This window comes from Pseudomonas sp. LAM2023 (assembly GCF_016620375.1).
In the GTDB taxonomy this organism is placed as follows: Bacteria; Pseudomonadota; Gammaproteobacteria; order Pseudomonadales; family Pseudomonadaceae; genus Aquipseudomonas; species Aquipseudomonas anuradhapurensis.
The window spans coordinates 68,391-85,740 of sequence record NZ_JAENHV010000026.1 but is presented as its reverse complement, the minus strand read 5'-3'; the positions used below and the strand labels follow the sequence as shown (position 1 = coordinate 85,740).

Below are 17,350 nucleotides of genomic sequence, written 5' to 3'. Positions count from 1 at the left end.
AGACTTCGATACTCGATTGTGCTCATCAAAGTGTGACGCCGGCTTGTGGCTACCAAGTTTGGCTATCCATCTTCTGCAGTTGCTTCCCTATGGTCACGAACTACAAAAAACGAGTAGCATTGCGGTGCCATCACACCACAGCGCAGGAGTAGCATGAGCAGGAAAGCGATAAGCGAGGTGTTCACCCCTCGCAGCAGGGAACTGAATCCAGCCATGTACGTGCACCGCCCGCGACTGGAGAAAGACCTCGCCAGAGCGTTCGCCCGGCACAGTCACACTCTCCTGTTCGGAGAAAGTGGGAATGGAAAGACTTGGCTTTTCAAGAAAGCGCTAGCTGCGAATAAACTGCCGTACATCGCCGTTAACTGCGCCAACGCATCGCGAGCAAACTCCCTTACGCAGGAAATTTGCCGCTGCATCATCGAACCCGGCACTGCTGTTAAGATGGGTTACAACGAAGAAAAGGCCGCTGAGGTAAGCGCATACTTCGCAAAGGGTGGATTGAAGCATACAGGCATGTACAACATCGCCCAAGAGGAACCATTGCTGAGAGCGTTCAAGCTCTTAGCAAGCAGCGGTCCGGGCGGGGTCGATCAAAAAAAGATTATTGTCCTAGATAACCTTGAATCTATTTTTGACGCGCCGGCGTTGATGTCAGAGCTTGCAGACTTAGTAATTCTTTTGGATGATACTCGATACGCCGACTGCAACATAAACTTCCTGATCGTTGGCGTTCCGAACGGTGTCCTCCAATATTTTCGTGAAACTAAGAACTCTGAATCTGTTTCCAATCGAATAACAGAGATACGAAAAGTAGGAAGCCTGGATTCTGGACAGGTTCAGGAAATCGTTCGAAAAGGCTTCGAACAGCTTGAGATCAAGATGGAAGCTGTCGAGTACATAGAGGTTTCCGATCATATCTGGTCGATCACCTTAGGCATAGCACAACGCGTACATGAATACTGCGAAGCGTTAGCCGAGGAGATTGAGGAAAACGACTGGATCTACGATTCGGACCTACTTGATCTCGCAGATGAAGCTTGGATGTTAAGCGGTCTGCGGCAGTGCTATACCGTAATCGAAGGGCACCTAAACAGTCGCGATACCACCGTAGCCCGAAGAAACCAGGCTATTTACTGCATCGCTCAACTCAGCGGGCATCAATTTGATGCGAACGACGTTGACAAAGTCATACGAAGTGAGTTTCCGAAAACTGCCGTAAAAAATATGGGTATAGGCAATATCCTTGCCGATCTAGCATCGGGCAGTACGCCACTGCTGTCGAGGAATGACCGTTCGGGCTCGTACACCATCCGAGACCCCAAATACCTCATGTGCATAAAGGTCATGCTGCGTAAGGATCGAGCCGGCTCAAAGGTAGTTAAGAAGAATTTCACTCGGTGAAAAATCAAGCCCCTCCTGGGAGGGGCTTTTCGACGTCAGAACGTGGTGGCTTGGCTATTGAGCGCATAAGCGTGCGGTACACGGGGTTGATATGTCAGCAGATCAGACACACGCGAAAGCTCTTAAGACCGCTTTACTTGCACTTGACCCTTCCGGGCCACAGGGCTTCGAGGGGCTTTTGGGTATCGTTCTGGGGGAGCTTACAGGGCAATCGTTCCGCCTTGCGAAATCAGGTACGCAACGAGGCCGAGATGGTGATTCCGCCTTTGACGGAGGTGCCACTTATTTTGAAGGTAAACGTTATAAGGAAGGCCTTCAGAAGAACGATGTCTCGGCAAAGCTTTTTGACGTTGCTAACGATGATACCGGCCAGGTGGATCTCTGGATTCTAGGCGCTACTTGCGAGGTCGCTTCGCAAACAGTGGAGGACGCTCGCACATTTGCAGCCAATTACGGTTTCGGAATTGTGGTATTGGACTGGTTGAATAACGATCTGGGATCTCTGCTTATCGCAGTAGTAGCGGCTGCCTCCAAGTCCAAAGAGTTGATTGCCCAAGCCCTGAAGGACAAGCCTGAAGCAGTGCTTGTTGTACCCGCTGTGGATGCAATCGACTACTTCGGACGTCATGTGGATTTTGCTAGCAGATTGGGTGTGCTGAGAAAAGCGCTCGCCGATGATGTCGGGCTGGGACATGCCAAGACTCTGAGCGAAGCGTGGCTTAATCGCATCTTCTCAAGCAAGGCCCGGGCGCGTGCAGAGTTTGGTCAACCACTTTGCCCGCTTGATCCTAATGGGTCTAGGGTGCTTGACCGGCCGGAGCGTGCAGTTCTAACAGAAGCATTCTCAGGAGCACCTCAAAACCGAATTTACGCAATTGTAGGTGAAGAGGGTGTTGGAAAAAGCTGGCTCGCAATCCAAGGGTGGAGTCGATCCCTCACGAAATCTCTTTTTGTCCTATGTCCCGCAGAGGATTTGACGGATGATGAATCCGATGACTTCGACAGCTTCCTAATCCGTAGATTGATCCGCCAGACAAGCGGCAGTGACACACCGCAGGCAATAAAGCGATGGAGGCGACGCTTTCATGGATGGCGCGCAAACCTGCCAGCGAGATCTGTCCGTTTGACGTTGGTTGTCGATGGCCTCAATCAAACCTTAAAATCAAACTGGGGGCGATGGATCGGTCGAGCTGCACTGCATCTCCATGACTTGGGTGGTTGTCTTGTGCTAACTACCCGCACTCAGCACTGGGCACATCTCAAAAACACGTTGCCATGCGACACAAAGACAGTCTCGCTGGCTGAGTGGTCCATCCAGGATGTTAAAGAGATACTGCTAAGCCGTGATATTGATTTTGCTAACGTCAGGCCGGAAGTGCTCGAATCTGTGCGAAATCCGCGGCTGCTAGGAATCGCAATCGAGTTAATTCAGGCGAAAGCGATTGAGCTGTTGGATGAACTTAGTGTCGGGCGGCTCCTGTTCGAACATATGCGCAGGATGCAGCAACTCGGTGCAGCACCGCTTCCTGCGCAGGAATTTGCCGATCTTCTAAAAGATCTTGCTGCGACAATATTGAGCCGAGCAAAAGCCTTTGAGACTGACGACCTTCGGTTGTTCAATGCCGTCCAAGAGCCTCAATTACAGGCGGTGGCGTCGTGTCAGTTCTTCTCCTCAGTCAAGGGAACCAGTTCTCGCTACGAGATCAAGCCAAATGGCCTGAATCTCGCGCTCGCGCTTCACCTGGTCGGTCAACTTGAGCGCGAGGTGCGTAATGGGCGTGACCCGCGGGACAAACTAGCCACAATTTTGGAACCAATAAGCGCGCTTGATGAGACGGGTAGGGTGGTTTTGCTCGCCACGCAAATTGCTTGCTTGGATGAGGAGACGAGCATTCAGATACCGCCGGCGCTTATCGAGAATTTAGTCACATTACAAAATCTACCTAACAGCCAAGTTGAAGCATTCGCGGTACTTGCCAAGTCGGCTCCGGTCGCTTTCATGAAAGCTGCTGAAAACCTGCATTTATCGCATGAGCATAATGGTGTCAACGACTGGCTCCTTCATGCACTGCTGAGTCGGCGCGAGCAGCCGACTGTTTGGCAAGAGATCTTGACATCGACGAAGCGATGGCTTTCCTACTATTCGCTCGAACCCACTCGTCGGATGCGGATGTCAATCCGTTCGGACAACACCACGCGGGTTGATGAAGAGCGCTCTCGGATTGAAACCGAAATTCAGGCGCGACTGGCTGCTATCACAGAAGCCGAGCGATCGTTCATGATGGCAAAACTCATTATCGCTCCTCATCCCAACTTTGATAGTCTAAGCCATTTTGCTTTGTATCTTCTGTCTGGTATGCCTCTGGTCGAAATTGCCCCCTATTTTGTACGTTGGCGATTTTCCTACGCGCTCCATTACTCACTATCAGCACCCTACGAAGAATTCGAGCATGTGCTGCGCTTCAACCGTGTAGATTGGCATGAAACCAGGGCTGCTCTTCTACAGGAACTGGAATCACTACCGGGGCAGGGCTGTTCGGATGTGGGTAGATGGACTCGTGTAGGCATTCTGCACGGCACCGGAGACATCGGTGATGCTATCGAAAGTGAAAGAATTTTCGATGAGATTAAGCCCGGCCAGAAGCTCCATGAAGGTTGGTCTCTGATTGAGGACCATTGCGCAGTAGATCCATGCAATCCAAATTCCACCATGCCTGACAACGTTACGACGACTGCCAAACGGTACCGTGAGCTTGATGTCGGTAAGGTCGCAACCGGCCGTGCACTATCTGAGCAGGGTCACTTTTTCCGTAGCGCTCGCTCTGGAATCGCGCGTTTCCTATCGGATGACGCGATTTACTCACTCCGCGCGCTCGCGAATGACGTCTTGGACCGTACAGGATTTGAGCGTCGCCAAGGTGTTTTGGAGCTCATGCGACACAGCGCCGGGCTTACTAAAGAGCAAGCCTCAAGGTTCCTGGCCGCCGGAGTATCTTGCCCAGCGTCTCATAAAGATACTGATGAAGGTAAGGATGAATTCCTAACCGCTCAGTTTTCTACGCTTATCGCCTTGCCACATCTCAGCGCGAACGAGCAGCTAGATGCAATCGCTAATATGCAGGGTGATACGGTACTGCTGGAATTGTTGGACTGTGTTCATCGGGCCACTGAAGAAAAAGTGGAACATGTCTTGGAGCGCGTGCTTAACGACGGCAACACACATTCCCAGACGGCGGTTCTTGCCGCAATACATTACTCACAGTCGCCTTTGACTCCGCGGGCGGTCATGATTGTCAAAGGGTTTATCCGGACACCCCTTAAGGGACTTCGCCACGAAGCGCTCGCCGTCGCGGCATCTAGCGATAACGACTCTCTATGGCAGGAAGTGATCGATAGCGGCTGGTGCGCTGCGAAGCCTCGTGGCCGTGATAGCAGCTTCGAGGACTGGCACGGATCTATGGTGTTGGTGAAAGCGTTACGTGCCGGGCTGATTGAGGTGGGCCCTGCGCTAGATCGCATGAGCCTTTCCCATTACGGTTTTGCCGCAGAAACGCTGCCTGTCGAGAGAGTCAGAAACATTGCTGACCGTGTCGAGATCGCAATTGCCAAAGCCTTAGAGTATGGAAGCGATGTGGAGTTGCCCGATATTGAGACTGAGGTCCCAAATTCATCCAACTCGACACCACCACTCATCTCGCTAACAGAGCGGGTTACAACTGAGAGCGATTTCGCCTCCAAGATGAGTCGGCTTGCGGAATCGGATGAGCAGTTTAACGAACGCCGCCGTCGTATGGGAGATAGCTATGAGCGCTTTGCTTCAGAACTCACGGCCGCAGATGCAGATTTAATACTATCTGACCTAACATTCGAAGGTATCCAAGCCATCATCGGACAGGATGTGGATCGTGCTCAGCGCTGGATAAAAATTTTTCTGGCTACCTCAGATCGGGCACTGCGCAACCTTTATCATGTCGCGCTTCAAGTTGCCATTATGTTCGGTGACAGGTTAGCACTAAGACTCCTTGAACGTGTCCTGGCTTTAGTCCCGATCATACGTCGTGTCACTGGTATCGCAAAAATCCCAATGGAGGCGATTGCTCTCTGGCGCCGGTCAGAAACTCCTGAGATCCGGGATGTATGTATAAAGCGGCTTCAATCATCTCGTAATGATAGCGAGATCGCACAAGAAGTCATTGCTGCCCATTTATCAGGGAATGTATTAATTCTGCAGACGTATATCGATGAACTGCTTGCCTCAGAACGCCCCTGCGACACTATGCTTGCGCTTATGATTGCGGGATTTTGTGATGAGAGCGTGCATGCTGACGGGGTGCTGTCCCGCTTCGCCGGAGCCAAAGGTTTTGTGGGCTCTGCTCATGCAGCTGCGTCAGAGTGGTATGCAAAAAATATTTGGGCGAAGACCTGGTATGGAGCAATGCTGAGTGCTCAGCAACCGAAGGACTTCTGGAGAGCATCAGTCCTTTTTATGAAGATCGTCGATGGCCGCTTTGACCTTTGGTCTGAAACGTCGAGCGAACCTTCGATAGTGTTCAAGGCTTTCATGCCGACGATCGTTCGTGAGGTTGGCACTCGCGTGGCAAAGGCTCAGAAAAAACGTGAGGCGAAGCTATTTGGTGAAAAAGCTCCTTCTTCGATAATGCTGAAGACGAAGTAGTCCGTGCTGCTGACCAGTTCTCTCTGATTTCAATGGATGCCAAATATGGACCCCCGCACCTATTTGCAAGCACTCAATACCCAGTTGACGTATCTGTACGCTTACGCGTTGAAGATCAATGAGATCGATACTGCAGCTGCGATGTTTGGCGAGTTTCGTGGCGTGCAAGATGCAGGTTGGAGTACTGTTGCTACGGCCCAGGAGGTCTTTCAGGAGCTGAAAGCACTGGGGTCTAAAGGTACGCCGCTCACGCGCTCAGAGCTTCGACAGCTGCTCTGCCTTTATGCTCATCTTGCAGAAGCTGGGGGGGTATATGAGGGATTGCTGAACACCCTAAGGGTCGCGCAATTAAAGGCTTACAACCTTTGGCCATTTCAAGGCCTAGTGCGCGTCCGCAAGGAGCCTCGGGCCGTCATCGGACCCAATGCTAACGCGATGTTTCGACACTTGGCACAGGTTGCAACAGCCATCGGAATGACAGGCTTAGCAGGGTTGTTGGAAATCGCTTTCCGGGATGACATACGAAATGGCATAGCTCACGCTGACTACATACTGGTCCCGGAAGGTTTACGGTTACGACGAAGAAACGGTGGTTTCCCAGTCCTTGTCCCTAACGATGAGCTGGTGGGCGCTATACAAATAGGTTTGTTTTTCTTTGAAATCCTCCAGTGCTTTCAGCAGCAGACAGTGATGTCATTCCGTCCTGCACGTACTGTTGTTGGCCGATTCAGCGAAAATCCACCCATGGCGTGGAAAATTGAATTAACCGACGACGGGAAGTTTTCGATCTCCACGAATGCGCCTGGGCCGCAGTTTGATCGAGGGCACGAGCGGCAAAAGCGAATTAACGATCACTTGGGAGGGCGCATGGTGACTGCGTATGCCGGTCCTGATATCGATGTTCCTCCCGCTCTAATCGCAGCTATTTCAGTGGCTGGCTTCGAGGTTTCAATCATCGGGTTTGAAAGCTCGGAGCAGTTTGATGATCTAATTGCTGAGGTTGAGAAACATAGTCTTTGGGATGAGACACATTCCAACCAGGAAGCCGTTGGCGCCACTTTGATGGCCACGCCGTTAGGCTTTAGGAGAATCTCTAGCGGGGAAGAGTTTCAAGCTTGGCTTCCAGTGGTCGATGAAGTCCTCATCGATTAGATCTGAAGGCTCGATGCTGAGCTGATCCATCTACTGGATTTCAACACCCAGTCTCATGTGAAGCAGGCCGGTTCCCTACAGGAACAGGACATGCGGCAGGAGGTTTGCCAAGTGATGGAGGGAGGCTCGGAGGCTTTTGAGCGCCGCTACCAGCGCTTGGGAGGTGAAGTCTGGGTTGCTCGATAAGCCACCACGACCTAAACAGATAGGCCTACCCTCGGGCGGCCTGTCTGTAATGAACGTCCCACCACTCGTAGCTTGCTTCGCAAGCTAAGCCACATCATGAAATCAAGGCTTGCTAAGGCATGCGTGTAAACCTATTTTTTTACGTGTAAACCTAGGTGGTTTACACGTAAAAAAATAGGTTTACACGTCTGAAACTGGGAGCGTCTGAAACATCAGTGAATCTTGGATTTGAGGGTCGTAGCGAATGGCCGCAACTAGCCTGTTTCTGCCGATTAGCTGGATGTCCATGGGGCGGCCTTGAGTGGATCCGTCGCAGGGGCGCGGAATCATGTCGTTTTCTAACCAATCGGATCGCGTCGAACGTTTTCACACAGCCTGGCTCGAAAGCGGACGCTATCGACTCCCATTCAAAGCACAGAGAAGGTCTGTTGTCGAATTTGATCTATGCACCTTAAGCTCCGCGTTAACCTCCGTATAGCGCTCCTGCTCAGGTAAGCAACGCTGACAATCCCCCATCCTCAAACCTTGAACAATCTGGACGACATCAGAGCGCATCATCGCGTGCTTCCATCATGCGTCCGTGATATCCGGGTGGGTTGTTCCCAAAGCGACTACCCAAAATATTGAGTGGACATCCATCATAACTAAATGTAGCTTTTGGCCATCACTGGCCACCGGCTTGCGAATTTTTGGTAGTGTCACGACTGCTGCTTTCTCATAGCCACTTATGAATTTTCGGAGCACTCAAAGAAATGAATCGGCTTAACTATCACAGAGAAATAATAGCAGCGCTCGCTTGGTTAAAAGCCCAGGTCGAGATTCATAACGGCATGGCGCTAACGGATATAAATCATGGCGCAGAAGATTTTTATTGCGGTCTTCTGAATTTAATTTATGGTCTCAATCTTAAAAATATTAATATCATTAACAATAACACTGCTGCGATAGATTTAGGTGACGGCCAAAGTCGAGTTGCTTTTCAGGTGACGTCCACGTCAGCCCTAGCCAAAACGAAACACACCGTCGACAAGTTTATAGAAAAGGGCCTCTATAAAAATTATGATCGGTTGATAATTCTAAATATTGTGAGCAAATCTAACCATCGGATTGCCAAAATAGGCACTGCTGAATACGAATTAGATACCAAGAGCGACATACTTGATGTGGCCGACCTAGTCAAGGAAATAGTTAATAGCTCTGATCTTCCCAAGCTAAAAACAATTGTAGATTTCTTAGGCTCTGAATTGCTCTATGCCCGAAACACAAGCAATCGAGACCTGTCGGCATCGCGAATCTATCGATTTTGGTGCGACAAGATAGATCCGAGCAATCTTGTTTACTACTGCTGTTTTCTGCCGTTTTTTTATTGTGATGTTCGGATTTCAGAGCAGTTCCTGCTTCGAATTCAATCCTACTTATCTCAGGTTGAGTGGATAATAGAGGATCACGAGAATGATATAAATTTCACAGTGCTTATAAATGCCATTCGCAACTTCAATTGTGTATGTCGCGATCTTGTAACCATTTGTTGTCTGCATGAAAACAAATATATTGAAGGTGATGAATATGCTTACTGGGTAAGCTGCCTGCACCTTGATTACTACCAGCGAGAAAAATACATCTCATATCGAAAAGGTGTACTCCAAAGCTTATTTTACCAATTAATCAAGGCTGCCAACCATATTATTTCATTAAACAACAGGGAGCTGAATGGCTCGCCTCAAATGTACATTCAGTTTAAGCAGGATGTTGATGGGGTTGAGTATTTTCCGGGTTATGACGAGCGTGACTTCTCTTGCGGTAAACTATATCCTGGCTATTGCGAGGTTGATTACGCGATACGACGCCAAATTTATGGTGACGGTGTTTAAGCTATAAATCAACATTGGTTGTCGCCGAGCGCGACTCTAACGGCTAGACGAATTTTCCACCTAAATGACTATACTATTTGGCCAGGCGCTGTAGGAGTTGACACAGCAGCCTGGTGATCATAAGGCAGATGCGCTGGCCCTTTCACTACTGGAAAATGGCCATCATGAGCTGACCGCTTATGTGACTTTCGAACTTGGACACCTTCATGTTTGCTGGCCTTGGTGAACTCGGGAACTATGCGAGTATATGTTGCGATGCATAATCGCGATCCACGAAACGCTCTAGCAGGTATTGAAACACTGCTCCAGGCGGGATCAAGCTGACGGGTGGTCTGTTAGGAGATAAGGCTCGATGCGACCTGCAACACACATCTTGGAGAGCCCTTGAATGTCTGCAATGAGTCGATAGCAGCCAAGCGAGCCTGCCCAAATGGCGGAAGTCATAATGGCGGAAGTGACCCGGCGGGGAGACTTGAGGCGTGGTTGACCCAATCAGTACGACATTTACCATTGGTATGACGGCAGTGGCCAAGCGGGCTGCTGATCTGTTGCGGGACCTGACAAAATGTGAGGCGGCAATGAACTGCATTTACAGTTGCGTAGTGGCCTGACGGAAGCCTATGCGCGCTTCTCGCGCGACAAGCGTCCCTGTCGTGACCAGTAGTTCCCGTCGTGTTTACACCAGGTCATCTCAGCATGGGCGCAGCTCCAGCAGATCACCGTTCCTCCCGGTCACCTCCACTCCATCCATTCTGTGATAGGGAGGATCCGTTGATTGCCGCATAAGGTTCTTGCACCAATCCTGATCGAATTCGAAAGGGCATTGGTCGGGGTACGGCGCGATTCAATTGACACGCGTGTCTCCTTGTATAGCCTTAAAGGCGAGGACTGCAACTGCGCATCCGTCGGGACTGGATACCAGCAAAAGCCCCCCGCAATTTGGCAGCAGAGAGAGCTGGCTTCTCTGAAGTAGGGACGACGGGCATCGCTCATCGGATTCTGACCCCAAGGTCGCAAGGCCGGGAGCTAAAGGATCGCTGCGACTACTCCTCAAAATTGTCTAAAAAGTGATTTGATGTGGCTTTTTCAGTGATGCTCGGGCGACAAGACTTGGTGCCTAGCCTGTGAGTAGTGCCTGAGAATCAATTTAGGCTGAAAAAATTCAAAAAATTTTGAAAATGACCGCTTCCTGCTTGCACACATAGCCGGCGGCACCCGAGTGCATGCAGCGTACGGCAAACAATGCCGGCGATTGTGCGGTCAATACCAGAACCTTCAACGGCAATGCCATGGCCTGGAAGCGGGACAGCACCTCCAGCCCGTCCAGCTTGGGGATGCTGATGTCGAGAATGACCAGGTCGGGGTTGGTTTCGCGGACCATCTGCATGGCGTCCACACCGTTGTCCGACTCGCCGACAACCTTGTAATTCTGGTTCTCCAGCAACATACGGACAGCCAGGCGGATGACAGGATGGTCGTCGACAATAAATATGGATTGCATGTTCAACTTCCTGCGGGCGATTGAGGTGACAGGCGGCACCTTATCGCAGTTGGAAGTGATCGGGGATGCGAGGAAGGGCTGTTAGACCTATATGGGAAATGGCTTACAAGATAAAACAAATCTGTCTACGAAATAGGGGGATTCAACACGATGTCAAAACAAATTTGGTAACCAATCATTTTGTTTTTAATCGTGTTGTTTAGTTTGTCGTGCGTATATGTAGGAAGTTTCCTTCAAGCAGGATGGTAGCACCGGGGGCGGGCTGCACCTGCCAGGTTCAGACCGGGCTGGAGCGACCGGTCATCTCGCGAGCCATTTCGCTGGCATAGCTGTCGGTCATCCCGGCGATGAAGTCGATCATGCGCAGGAAGGCACTGTGCAGGGAGCCGTGCGGGTCGGGGGCATTGTTGCCGATCAGGTCCAGCACCCGGCGGCTCTTGAACGAGGGCGTGCGCCCGCCGTGCTGTTCGAGGGCTGCGCCACAGAAGGTGTTCAGCAGAATCTCCAGGGTGGTATAGGCGCCGATCTCGTGCAAGGTCTTGCGCTTGTCCTGGAAGATCTTGTTGCGCGCCATGGCCTTGGCCTGCAGCACGCAGCGTTTGGCCGGGCCATGCATGTGTTCGACCAGGTCGCCCGCCAACTGGCCGGCCAGCAGGGCTTGCTGTTGCTCGACGAAAGCACGGGCGGCGGCGTTGGTCAGGTGTTCGATGGCCTTGCCACGCAGGATGGCCAACTTGCGCCGCCGGGAATCGCCCGGGCCGAGCTGGCGGTAGGTTTCCGGCAGATCGTCGCCGACCAGGTCGAGCAGCAGCGCTTCGACTTCGGCGTATTGCAGCAACTCCATTTCCAGGCCGTCTTCCAGGTCGATCAGCGCATAGCAGATGTCATCGGCGGCCTCCATCAGGTAGACCAGCGGGTGGCGTGCCCAGCGTTGGTGTTCCAGCTGCGGCAGGCCAAGCTTGCGAGCGATCTGCTCGAGCAGGGGCAGTTCGCTCTGGTAGCTGCCGAACTTGTGCTTCTTGTAGCCCAGGGCGTCGGCGTGGCGCGCGCTCCACGGGTATTTCAGGTAGGTGCCGAGGGTGGCGTAGGTCAGCCGGGTACCGCCGTCGAACTGGTGATATTCCAGCTGGGTGAGTACCCGAAAGCCCTGGGCGTTGCCTTCGAAGTTGAGGAAGTCGGCGCGTTCGTCGTCGTTCATGTCATCCAGCCAGCCGCGCCCGGCGGCCTGCTGGAACCAGTGGCGGATGGCATCTTCGCCGGAGTGGCCGAACGGTGGGTTGCCGATGTCATGGGCCAGGCAGGCCGACTGCACGATCATGCCAAGGTCGCTGGGGGCGCACCAGTCCGGCAGGCTGTCGCGCAGGGTTTCGCCGACGCGCATGCCCAGTGAGCGACCGACGCAGCTGACCTCCAGCGAGTGGGTCAGGCGTGTGTGGATATGGTCGTTGCTGGAAACCGGGTGCACCTGGGTCTTGCGCCCGAGGCGGCGGAAGGCTCCGGAGAAGATGATGCGGTCGTGGTCTTTGTGAAAGGGGCTGCGCCCGAGCTCATCGGCGCTGTACAGCGCTTTGCCCAGGCGTTCGCGGGTGAGCAGGGTGTGCCAGTCCAAGGCGCGGTCTCCTGTGCATCGAGGGGTATAGCTTCGGGTGTCCGAAGGGTCAGCGCAAGGGGCAAAGCCTGCGATGAGACCATCGCAGGCGGCATAAAACGCTCAAGGACGGCGGCTGGCTTGCAGATACAGGCGCAGCAGCGGTAGCACGCTGGTGCTCAGGCGCAGCAGCCGCGCGAGGTTGCCGCTGCGTACGCCCTTGCCGGTGAGGAAACCCAGTGCCACCACGGCGCCGATCCCCCACAGCGGTGCATGCTTGATGCCCAGGCCGTCCTGTAGCGAGTTGCCCATGCCACGCACGCGGCGCAGCGGTTCCAGCAGCTGCGCGGATTCGTGGCGGATTTCCTGGCGGTGCATTTCCATGCGCAGGCGCAACAACGCCTTGCGCAATTCCCGCGGGTTACGCGTGTCTGGCAGTTCTGGCAGGCTCATGGCAACAGGCGCTCCCGGTCCTTGGCGAGTTCCTCGAGGGTGGCACCGAACGGTGACGATTCGTCGAATACTGCGGCCTTGAGACGCAGCCCGCAGTACAGTGCGGCGATGCCGTAGAACACACAGAGGCCGATGATGCCGGCCAGGCGATAACTGTCCCACAGCAGCACCAACAACAGCCCGGACAAGGCGGTCAGCAGCAGCAAGGCGAACACCAGGGCCAGGCCGGCGAACAACAGCAGGCTCAAGGTGCGGCCCTTCTGTTCCTGCAACTCGATGCCGAACAGTTCGATATGGCTGTGCAGCAGCCCCAGCGCAGCTGCGCCCAGGCGCTTGCCTGAAGCGCTGGCGCCGTTGGCGTCGTTATCCATGGTATCCCCTCAGTGGCGGTTGGCCAGCAGGCCGATCAACAGCCCGACGCCCGCCGCGATGCCGATCGCCTGCCACGGGTTTTCCTGCACGTACTGCTCGGCGCTGCCCAACGCAGCCTGGCCGCGCTCGCGCACCGAGTCCTGGGTCAGTTGCAAGGTTTCGCGGGCCTGGGCCAGGCGCTCGTGAATCTGTCCGCGCAATTCGTCCGCCTGGTCGCCGGCCAGGTTGGCGGTGTCGGCCAGCAGCTTCTCGGTGTCGCGCACCAGCGCCTGGAAGTCAGCCATCAATATCTCTTGTGCAGTCTTTGCCGATTTGCTGGCCATGGGTGTCTCCCTGTCGATGAATGTTGGTAGTTCGAGTGATAGCACACGCGGAAGGTTCAAGTGCCGGCGCTGGTATGGGCCTTGCTTGAGGCTTTGCCACGTTGCGGGGCGTTCGTGGCAGGTTTTGCGCCGATTCAGGGCGCCGACGCAGCGGCTACCGATAAACCTTAACCCAATCCACGACAAACCCAAGAAAAAACCGCGCAGGCCCGCCCGGCTCACCGAAACAGGGCAGGGGGGGGTGGCACCGATTCGGTGCAGGGATGCAGGTTCTTGAACTGTCCTGGTGCCTTTTCAGCAGGTCTGCCTACTTCATGGAAAACATGCACAGCGCGATGGATTCTCTGGTCCACGGTTCCAATACCCTGTTCATCCTCATGGGCGCCATCCTGGTGCTGGCCATGCATGCCGGCTTCGCGTTTCTCGAAGTGGGTACGGTGCGCCACAAGAACCAGGTCAATGCCTTGTCGAAGATTCTCAGCGATTTTGCCATCTCGGCGCTGGTGTACTTCTTCATCGGCTACTGGATCGCCTACGGGGTCAACTTCCTGCAGCCGGCAGCCGCACTGGCGGCCGACCAGGGTTACGCGCTGGTCAAGTGCTTCTTTCTGCTGACCTTCGCCGCAGCGATCCCGGCAATCATCTCCGGGGGCATTGCCGAGCGGGCGCGCTTCGTGCCGCAGCTGTGCGCCACGGCGTTGATCGTGGCGTTCGTCTACCCGTTCTTCGAGGGGGTGGTGTGGAACGGCAACCTCGGCCTGCAAGCCTGGTTGCAGGCACGCTTTGGCGCGCCATTCCATGACTTTGCCGGCTCGGTGGTGGTGCATGCCATGGGCGGCTGGCTGGCCTTGGCAGCGGTGCTGCTGCTGGGCGCGCGTCGAGGGCGCTATCGCGATGGCCGGTTGGTGGCGTTTGCGCCGTCGAGCATCCCGTTCCTGGCGCTGGGGTCGTGGATCCTGATCATTGGCTGGTTCGGCTTCAACGTCATGAGTGCGCAGACCCTGCAGGGTGTCAGCGGCCTGGTGGCGATCAACTCGTTGATGGCCATGGTCGGTGGCACCCTGTCGGCGTTGCTGGCCGGCCGTAACGACCCGGGCTTCCTGCACAACGGTCCGCTGGCCGGCCTGGTGGCGGTCTGTGCGGGCTCCGACCTGATGCACCCGGTTGGCGCACTGGTTACCGGCCTGGTCGCCGGTGCACTTTTCGTCTGGACCTTCACGGCGGCGCAGAACCGCTGGAAGATCGACGACGTGCTGGGCGTGTGGCCGTTGCATGGCCTGTGCGGCGTGTGGGGCGGCCTGGCTTGTGGTGTGTTCGGCCAGGCGGCCTTGGGCGGTGTGGGCGGTGTCAGCCTGGTCAGTCAGTTGCTGGGCAGCCTGTTGGGCGTGCTGGTGGCACTGGCCGGCGGCTTTGCCGTGTACGGTGCGATCCGCGCGTTGCATGGCCTTCGCTTGAGCCATGAGCAGGAGTTCCAGGGCGCCGACCTGTCGTTGCACCGTATCGGCGCAACCAGCCAGGATTGAGCCAGGTCAGGTGCGCGCTGGGCAGGAGCGGCCTAGAATAGGCTTCTGTGCATGTCAATCCGGAACCTGCCCATGCTGCCTGAATGCCAACTGTTCGGCACCCTCGGCTGCCACCTGTGCGAAGTGGCCGAGGCTGTGCTGATGCCCTTCGTCGATCACGGCCTGTTGGTGGAACTGGTCGATATTGCTGAAAGCGAGGCGATGGTCGAGCGCTACGGCCTGATCATTCCGGTGTTGCGGCGCTGCGACAATGGCGCCGAGCTGCATTGGCCGTTCGATTCCGAGCAGGTCGTGGCGTTTCTCGCGCAATGACGGCACCAGGGGAGGTGCCTCCCTGCTCCATGTGGCGCGCTGCGTCGTGATGATCACTTGCCGGCACACTGAGGCCGGCATTTGCCACCAATCATCAGGACCCCAAGCATGCTTATTACCCCCCATTTCTCCCTCGATGAAATGACCGTTTCGCAGCTTGCCGCCAGGGAAGGGCTCGACAACGACCCGCCAGCCGAGGCGCGGACCAACCTGCAACTGCTGTGCAATGTCCTGGAGCAGGTACGCGCCCTGTTCGGCGCGCCGGTCATCGTCAGCAGTGGCTATCGCAGTCCGGCGGTCAACAGCCGCATTGGCGGGTCGATGGCGAGCAAGCATTTGCAAGGGTTGGCCGCCGACTTCACGGTGATCGAAGTCAGCCCGCGCGAAGTCGTGCGGCGCATCAGCGAAAGCGCCATTCCCTTCGACCAGCTGATCCTCGAATTCGACCAATGGGTACACCTGGCGGTGACCCCAGGCAGGCCGCGACGACAGGTACTGACGATTCGCAGAGGCAGCGGCTACGAGGAGGGGCTGCAATGAAGCGCATTGACGGCAGCAAGGGGATGTTCGTATGCTGTATATAAATACAGTATCGAGGTAAAGCCATGCTCAATGTCGAGCAACTCAAGTACAGCGTCAACCGCATGCCCGTCGAACGGGTGGCCGACGCTGTTCTGGAACTGCGCCTCGAAGGCCTGGTAACCGACGACCGCACGCCGTTCGGCAAGGTCCACTTCAATACCTGCTTCGCCGAGATAGAGGCCTTGTTCCAGCGTGCCGGCTACCACCGCGGGCTGGATGTGGTGGGTTACCAGGGGTTGCTGTATGCCCTGTACGACCCTGGCCGCTGGGAGCCGGTGCAGGTACTGCGTTGGTTGAAGGAGCGCAGCGAAGCGATGGCCAAGGCTGGTTGAGGGCGCGGGCTTGGAGGATAATGCGCGGCCGTGACTGTTTCGAGCCCTGCCATGACCACGCCGTTCGACCCCGCCCGCCAGCAAGCCAGCACGGTGTGCCTGCCACCCGGTAACTGGGCGACGGTACTCGACTGCCTGTGCGACCATTTCAAGGCCATCGACCGAGCCCAATGGCTCGATCGCTTTGCCCGTGGCCGGGTGCTGGATGCCGAGGGGCGAGCAGTCGCGGCCGAGCTGCCGTACAAACGGGGCATGCGCCTGCATTACTTCCGCGAGGCGCCGAATGAGCGGCCGATCCCGGTGCAGGAGGCGGTGTTGCATGTGGATGAACACCTGGTGGTGGCGGACAAGCCGCATTTCCTGCCTGTGACGCCGAGCGGAGAATACGTCGAGCAAACCTTGCTGCGCCGGTTGATTCGCCACCTGGGCAACCCGCACCTGGTGCCGTTGCACCGAATCGACCGGCATACCGCCGGGCTGGTGCTGTTTTCCGCCAACCCGCAGAGCCGCAGTGCCTACCAGCGGCTGTTTCCCGAGCGGCGCATCGATAAACGCTACCAGGCCATTGCCGCGGCCATGCCGCAACACGATTTCCCGCTGGTGCATAAAAGCCGCCTGGTGCATGGCGAGCCGTTTTTCCGCATGCATGAGGTCGAGGGGGAGGCGAACAGCGAAACGTGGGCTGAGGTGTTGGAAAAGCATGGCGACCTGTGGCGTTACGGGTTGTCGCCAGTGACCGGCAAGACCCACCAGCTGCGCGTGCACATGGCGGCACTGGGCGCAGGGATCAGCAATGACCCGTTTTACCCGCAGTTGCTCAAGGAAGACGATGACTACCAGCGGCCGTTGAAACTGCTGGCGCAGAGCTTGCGTTTCGAGGACCCACTGAGTGGCGAAGAGCGTTATTTCGAGAGCCGCTTGCACCTGGATTGGTAATCTGGAGGCTGGCACCGGCGGTGCCGGTGATCGCGGCTGAAGCCGCTTCTACAGAAATAGCGTCAACTGTAGAAGCGGATTCATCCGCAAAGCAGGCGGTACGGTGGATGGCACAGGCTTTGCCGGTGATCGCGGCTGAA

At 55.4% G+C, this 17,350-nt stretch carries 13 protein-coding genes and 1 pseudogene; 9 read left to right on the top strand and 5 right to left on the bottom strand.

From position 1 onward, the window contains the following. The first annotated feature begins 153 nt into the window (after nucleotides 1-153). From JKP78_RS15380 to JKP78_RS15365, 4 genes are all read left to right on the top strand, one after another. A complete protein-coding gene (locus tag JKP78_RS15380; RefSeq protein ID WP_200626919.1) occupies nucleotides 154-1,404 on the top strand; it encodes an AAA family ATPase in 1,251 nt (416 codons plus the stop codon). A 91-nt stretch (nucleotides 1,405-1,495) separates the two neighbouring features. Continuing rightward, nucleotides 1,496-6,079, top strand: coding sequence for a hypothetical protein (locus tag JKP78_RS15375; protein WP_200626918.1), 4,584 nt, complete (start codon nucleotides 1,496-1,498; stop codon nucleotides 6,077-6,079). Between the two features lie 45 nt (nucleotides 6,080-6,124). Continuing rightward, entirely contained in the window at nucleotides 6,125-7,231 is a 1,107-nt protein-coding gene (locus JKP78_RS15370; protein ID WP_085616622.1) for a hypothetical protein, read from the top strand. 938 nt (nucleotides 7,232-8,169) lie between these two features. After that, entirely contained in the window at nucleotides 8,170-9,288 is a 1,119-nt protein-coding gene (locus tag JKP78_RS15365) for an SMEK domain-containing protein (RefSeq protein ID WP_200626917.1), read from the top strand. 1,186 nt (nucleotides 9,289-10,474) lie between these two features. Here the strand turns inward: JKP78_RS15365 and JKP78_RS15360 are convergent. The 5 genes and pseudogenes from JKP78_RS15360 to JKP78_RS15340 all read right to left on the bottom strand — a co-directional run. Continuing rightward, a pseudogene (locus JKP78_RS15360) lies at nucleotides 10,475-10,789 on the bottom strand (response regulator); the annotation flags it as partial. A 277-nt stretch (nucleotides 10,790-11,066) separates the two neighbouring features. Continuing rightward, a complete protein-coding gene (locus JKP78_RS15355; protein ID WP_186690653.1) occupies nucleotides 11,067-12,398 on the bottom strand; it encodes a deoxyguanosinetriphosphate triphosphohydrolase in 1,332 nt (443 codons plus the stop codon). A 102-nt stretch (nucleotides 12,399-12,500) separates the two neighbouring features. Next, nucleotides 12,501-12,830, bottom strand: coding sequence for a hypothetical protein (locus JKP78_RS15350; RefSeq protein ID WP_186690651.1), 330 nt, complete (start codon nucleotides 12,828-12,830; stop codon nucleotides 12,501-12,503). Next, nucleotides 12,827-13,201 carry a phage holin family protein gene (locus JKP78_RS15345; RefSeq protein WP_051098817.1) on the bottom strand — a complete coding sequence of 125 codons (375 nt, stop codon included), beginning with the start codon at nucleotides 13,199-13,201 and terminating at the stop codon, nucleotides 12,827-12,829. The genes JKP78_RS15350 and JKP78_RS15345 overlap by 4 nt, the downstream gene beginning before the upstream one ends. A 9-nt stretch (nucleotides 13,202-13,210) precedes the next feature. Continuing rightward, a complete protein-coding gene (locus JKP78_RS15340; RefSeq protein ID WP_170029062.1) occupies nucleotides 13,211-13,525 on the bottom strand; it encodes a DUF883 family protein in 315 nt (104 codons plus the stop codon). A gap of 314 nt (nucleotides 13,526-13,839) precedes the next feature. Between JKP78_RS15340 and JKP78_RS15335 the strand changes: the two genes are divergently transcribed. The 5 genes from JKP78_RS15335 (at nucleotide 13,840) to JKP78_RS15315 (ending at nucleotide 17,210) form a co-directional block, all read left to right on the top strand. Continuing rightward, nucleotides 13,840-15,048, top strand: a complete 1,209-nt coding sequence (locus tag JKP78_RS15335; RefSeq protein ID WP_186690649.1) for an ammonium transporter — start codon at nucleotides 13,840-13,842, stop codon at nucleotides 15,046-15,048. 72 nt (nucleotides 15,049-15,120) lie between these two features. After that, on the top strand, nucleotides 15,121-15,360 hold the full coding sequence (locus JKP78_RS15330; protein ID WP_186690647.1) for a glutaredoxin family protein: 240 nt from the start codon (nucleotides 15,121-15,123) through the stop codon (nucleotides 15,358-15,360). A gap of 108 nt (nucleotides 15,361-15,468) precedes the next feature. Continuing rightward, nucleotides 15,469-15,900, top strand: coding sequence for a D-Ala-D-Ala carboxypeptidase family metallohydrolase (locus JKP78_RS15325; protein WP_186690645.1), 432 nt, complete (start codon nucleotides 15,469-15,471; stop codon nucleotides 15,898-15,900). A 65-nt stretch (nucleotides 15,901-15,965) separates the two neighbouring features. Further along, a complete protein-coding gene (locus JKP78_RS15320; protein ID WP_170029066.1) occupies nucleotides 15,966-16,274 on the top strand; it encodes a transcriptional regulator in 309 nt (102 codons plus the stop codon). Between the two features lie 51 nt (nucleotides 16,275-16,325). After that, nucleotides 16,326-17,210: a pseudouridine synthase gene (locus JKP78_RS15315; RefSeq protein WP_200626915.1), complete on the top strand. Its 885-nt coding sequence runs from the start codon at nucleotides 16,326-16,328 to the stop codon at nucleotides 17,208-17,210. The last annotated feature ends 140 nt before the right edge of the window (nucleotides 17,211-17,350 follow it).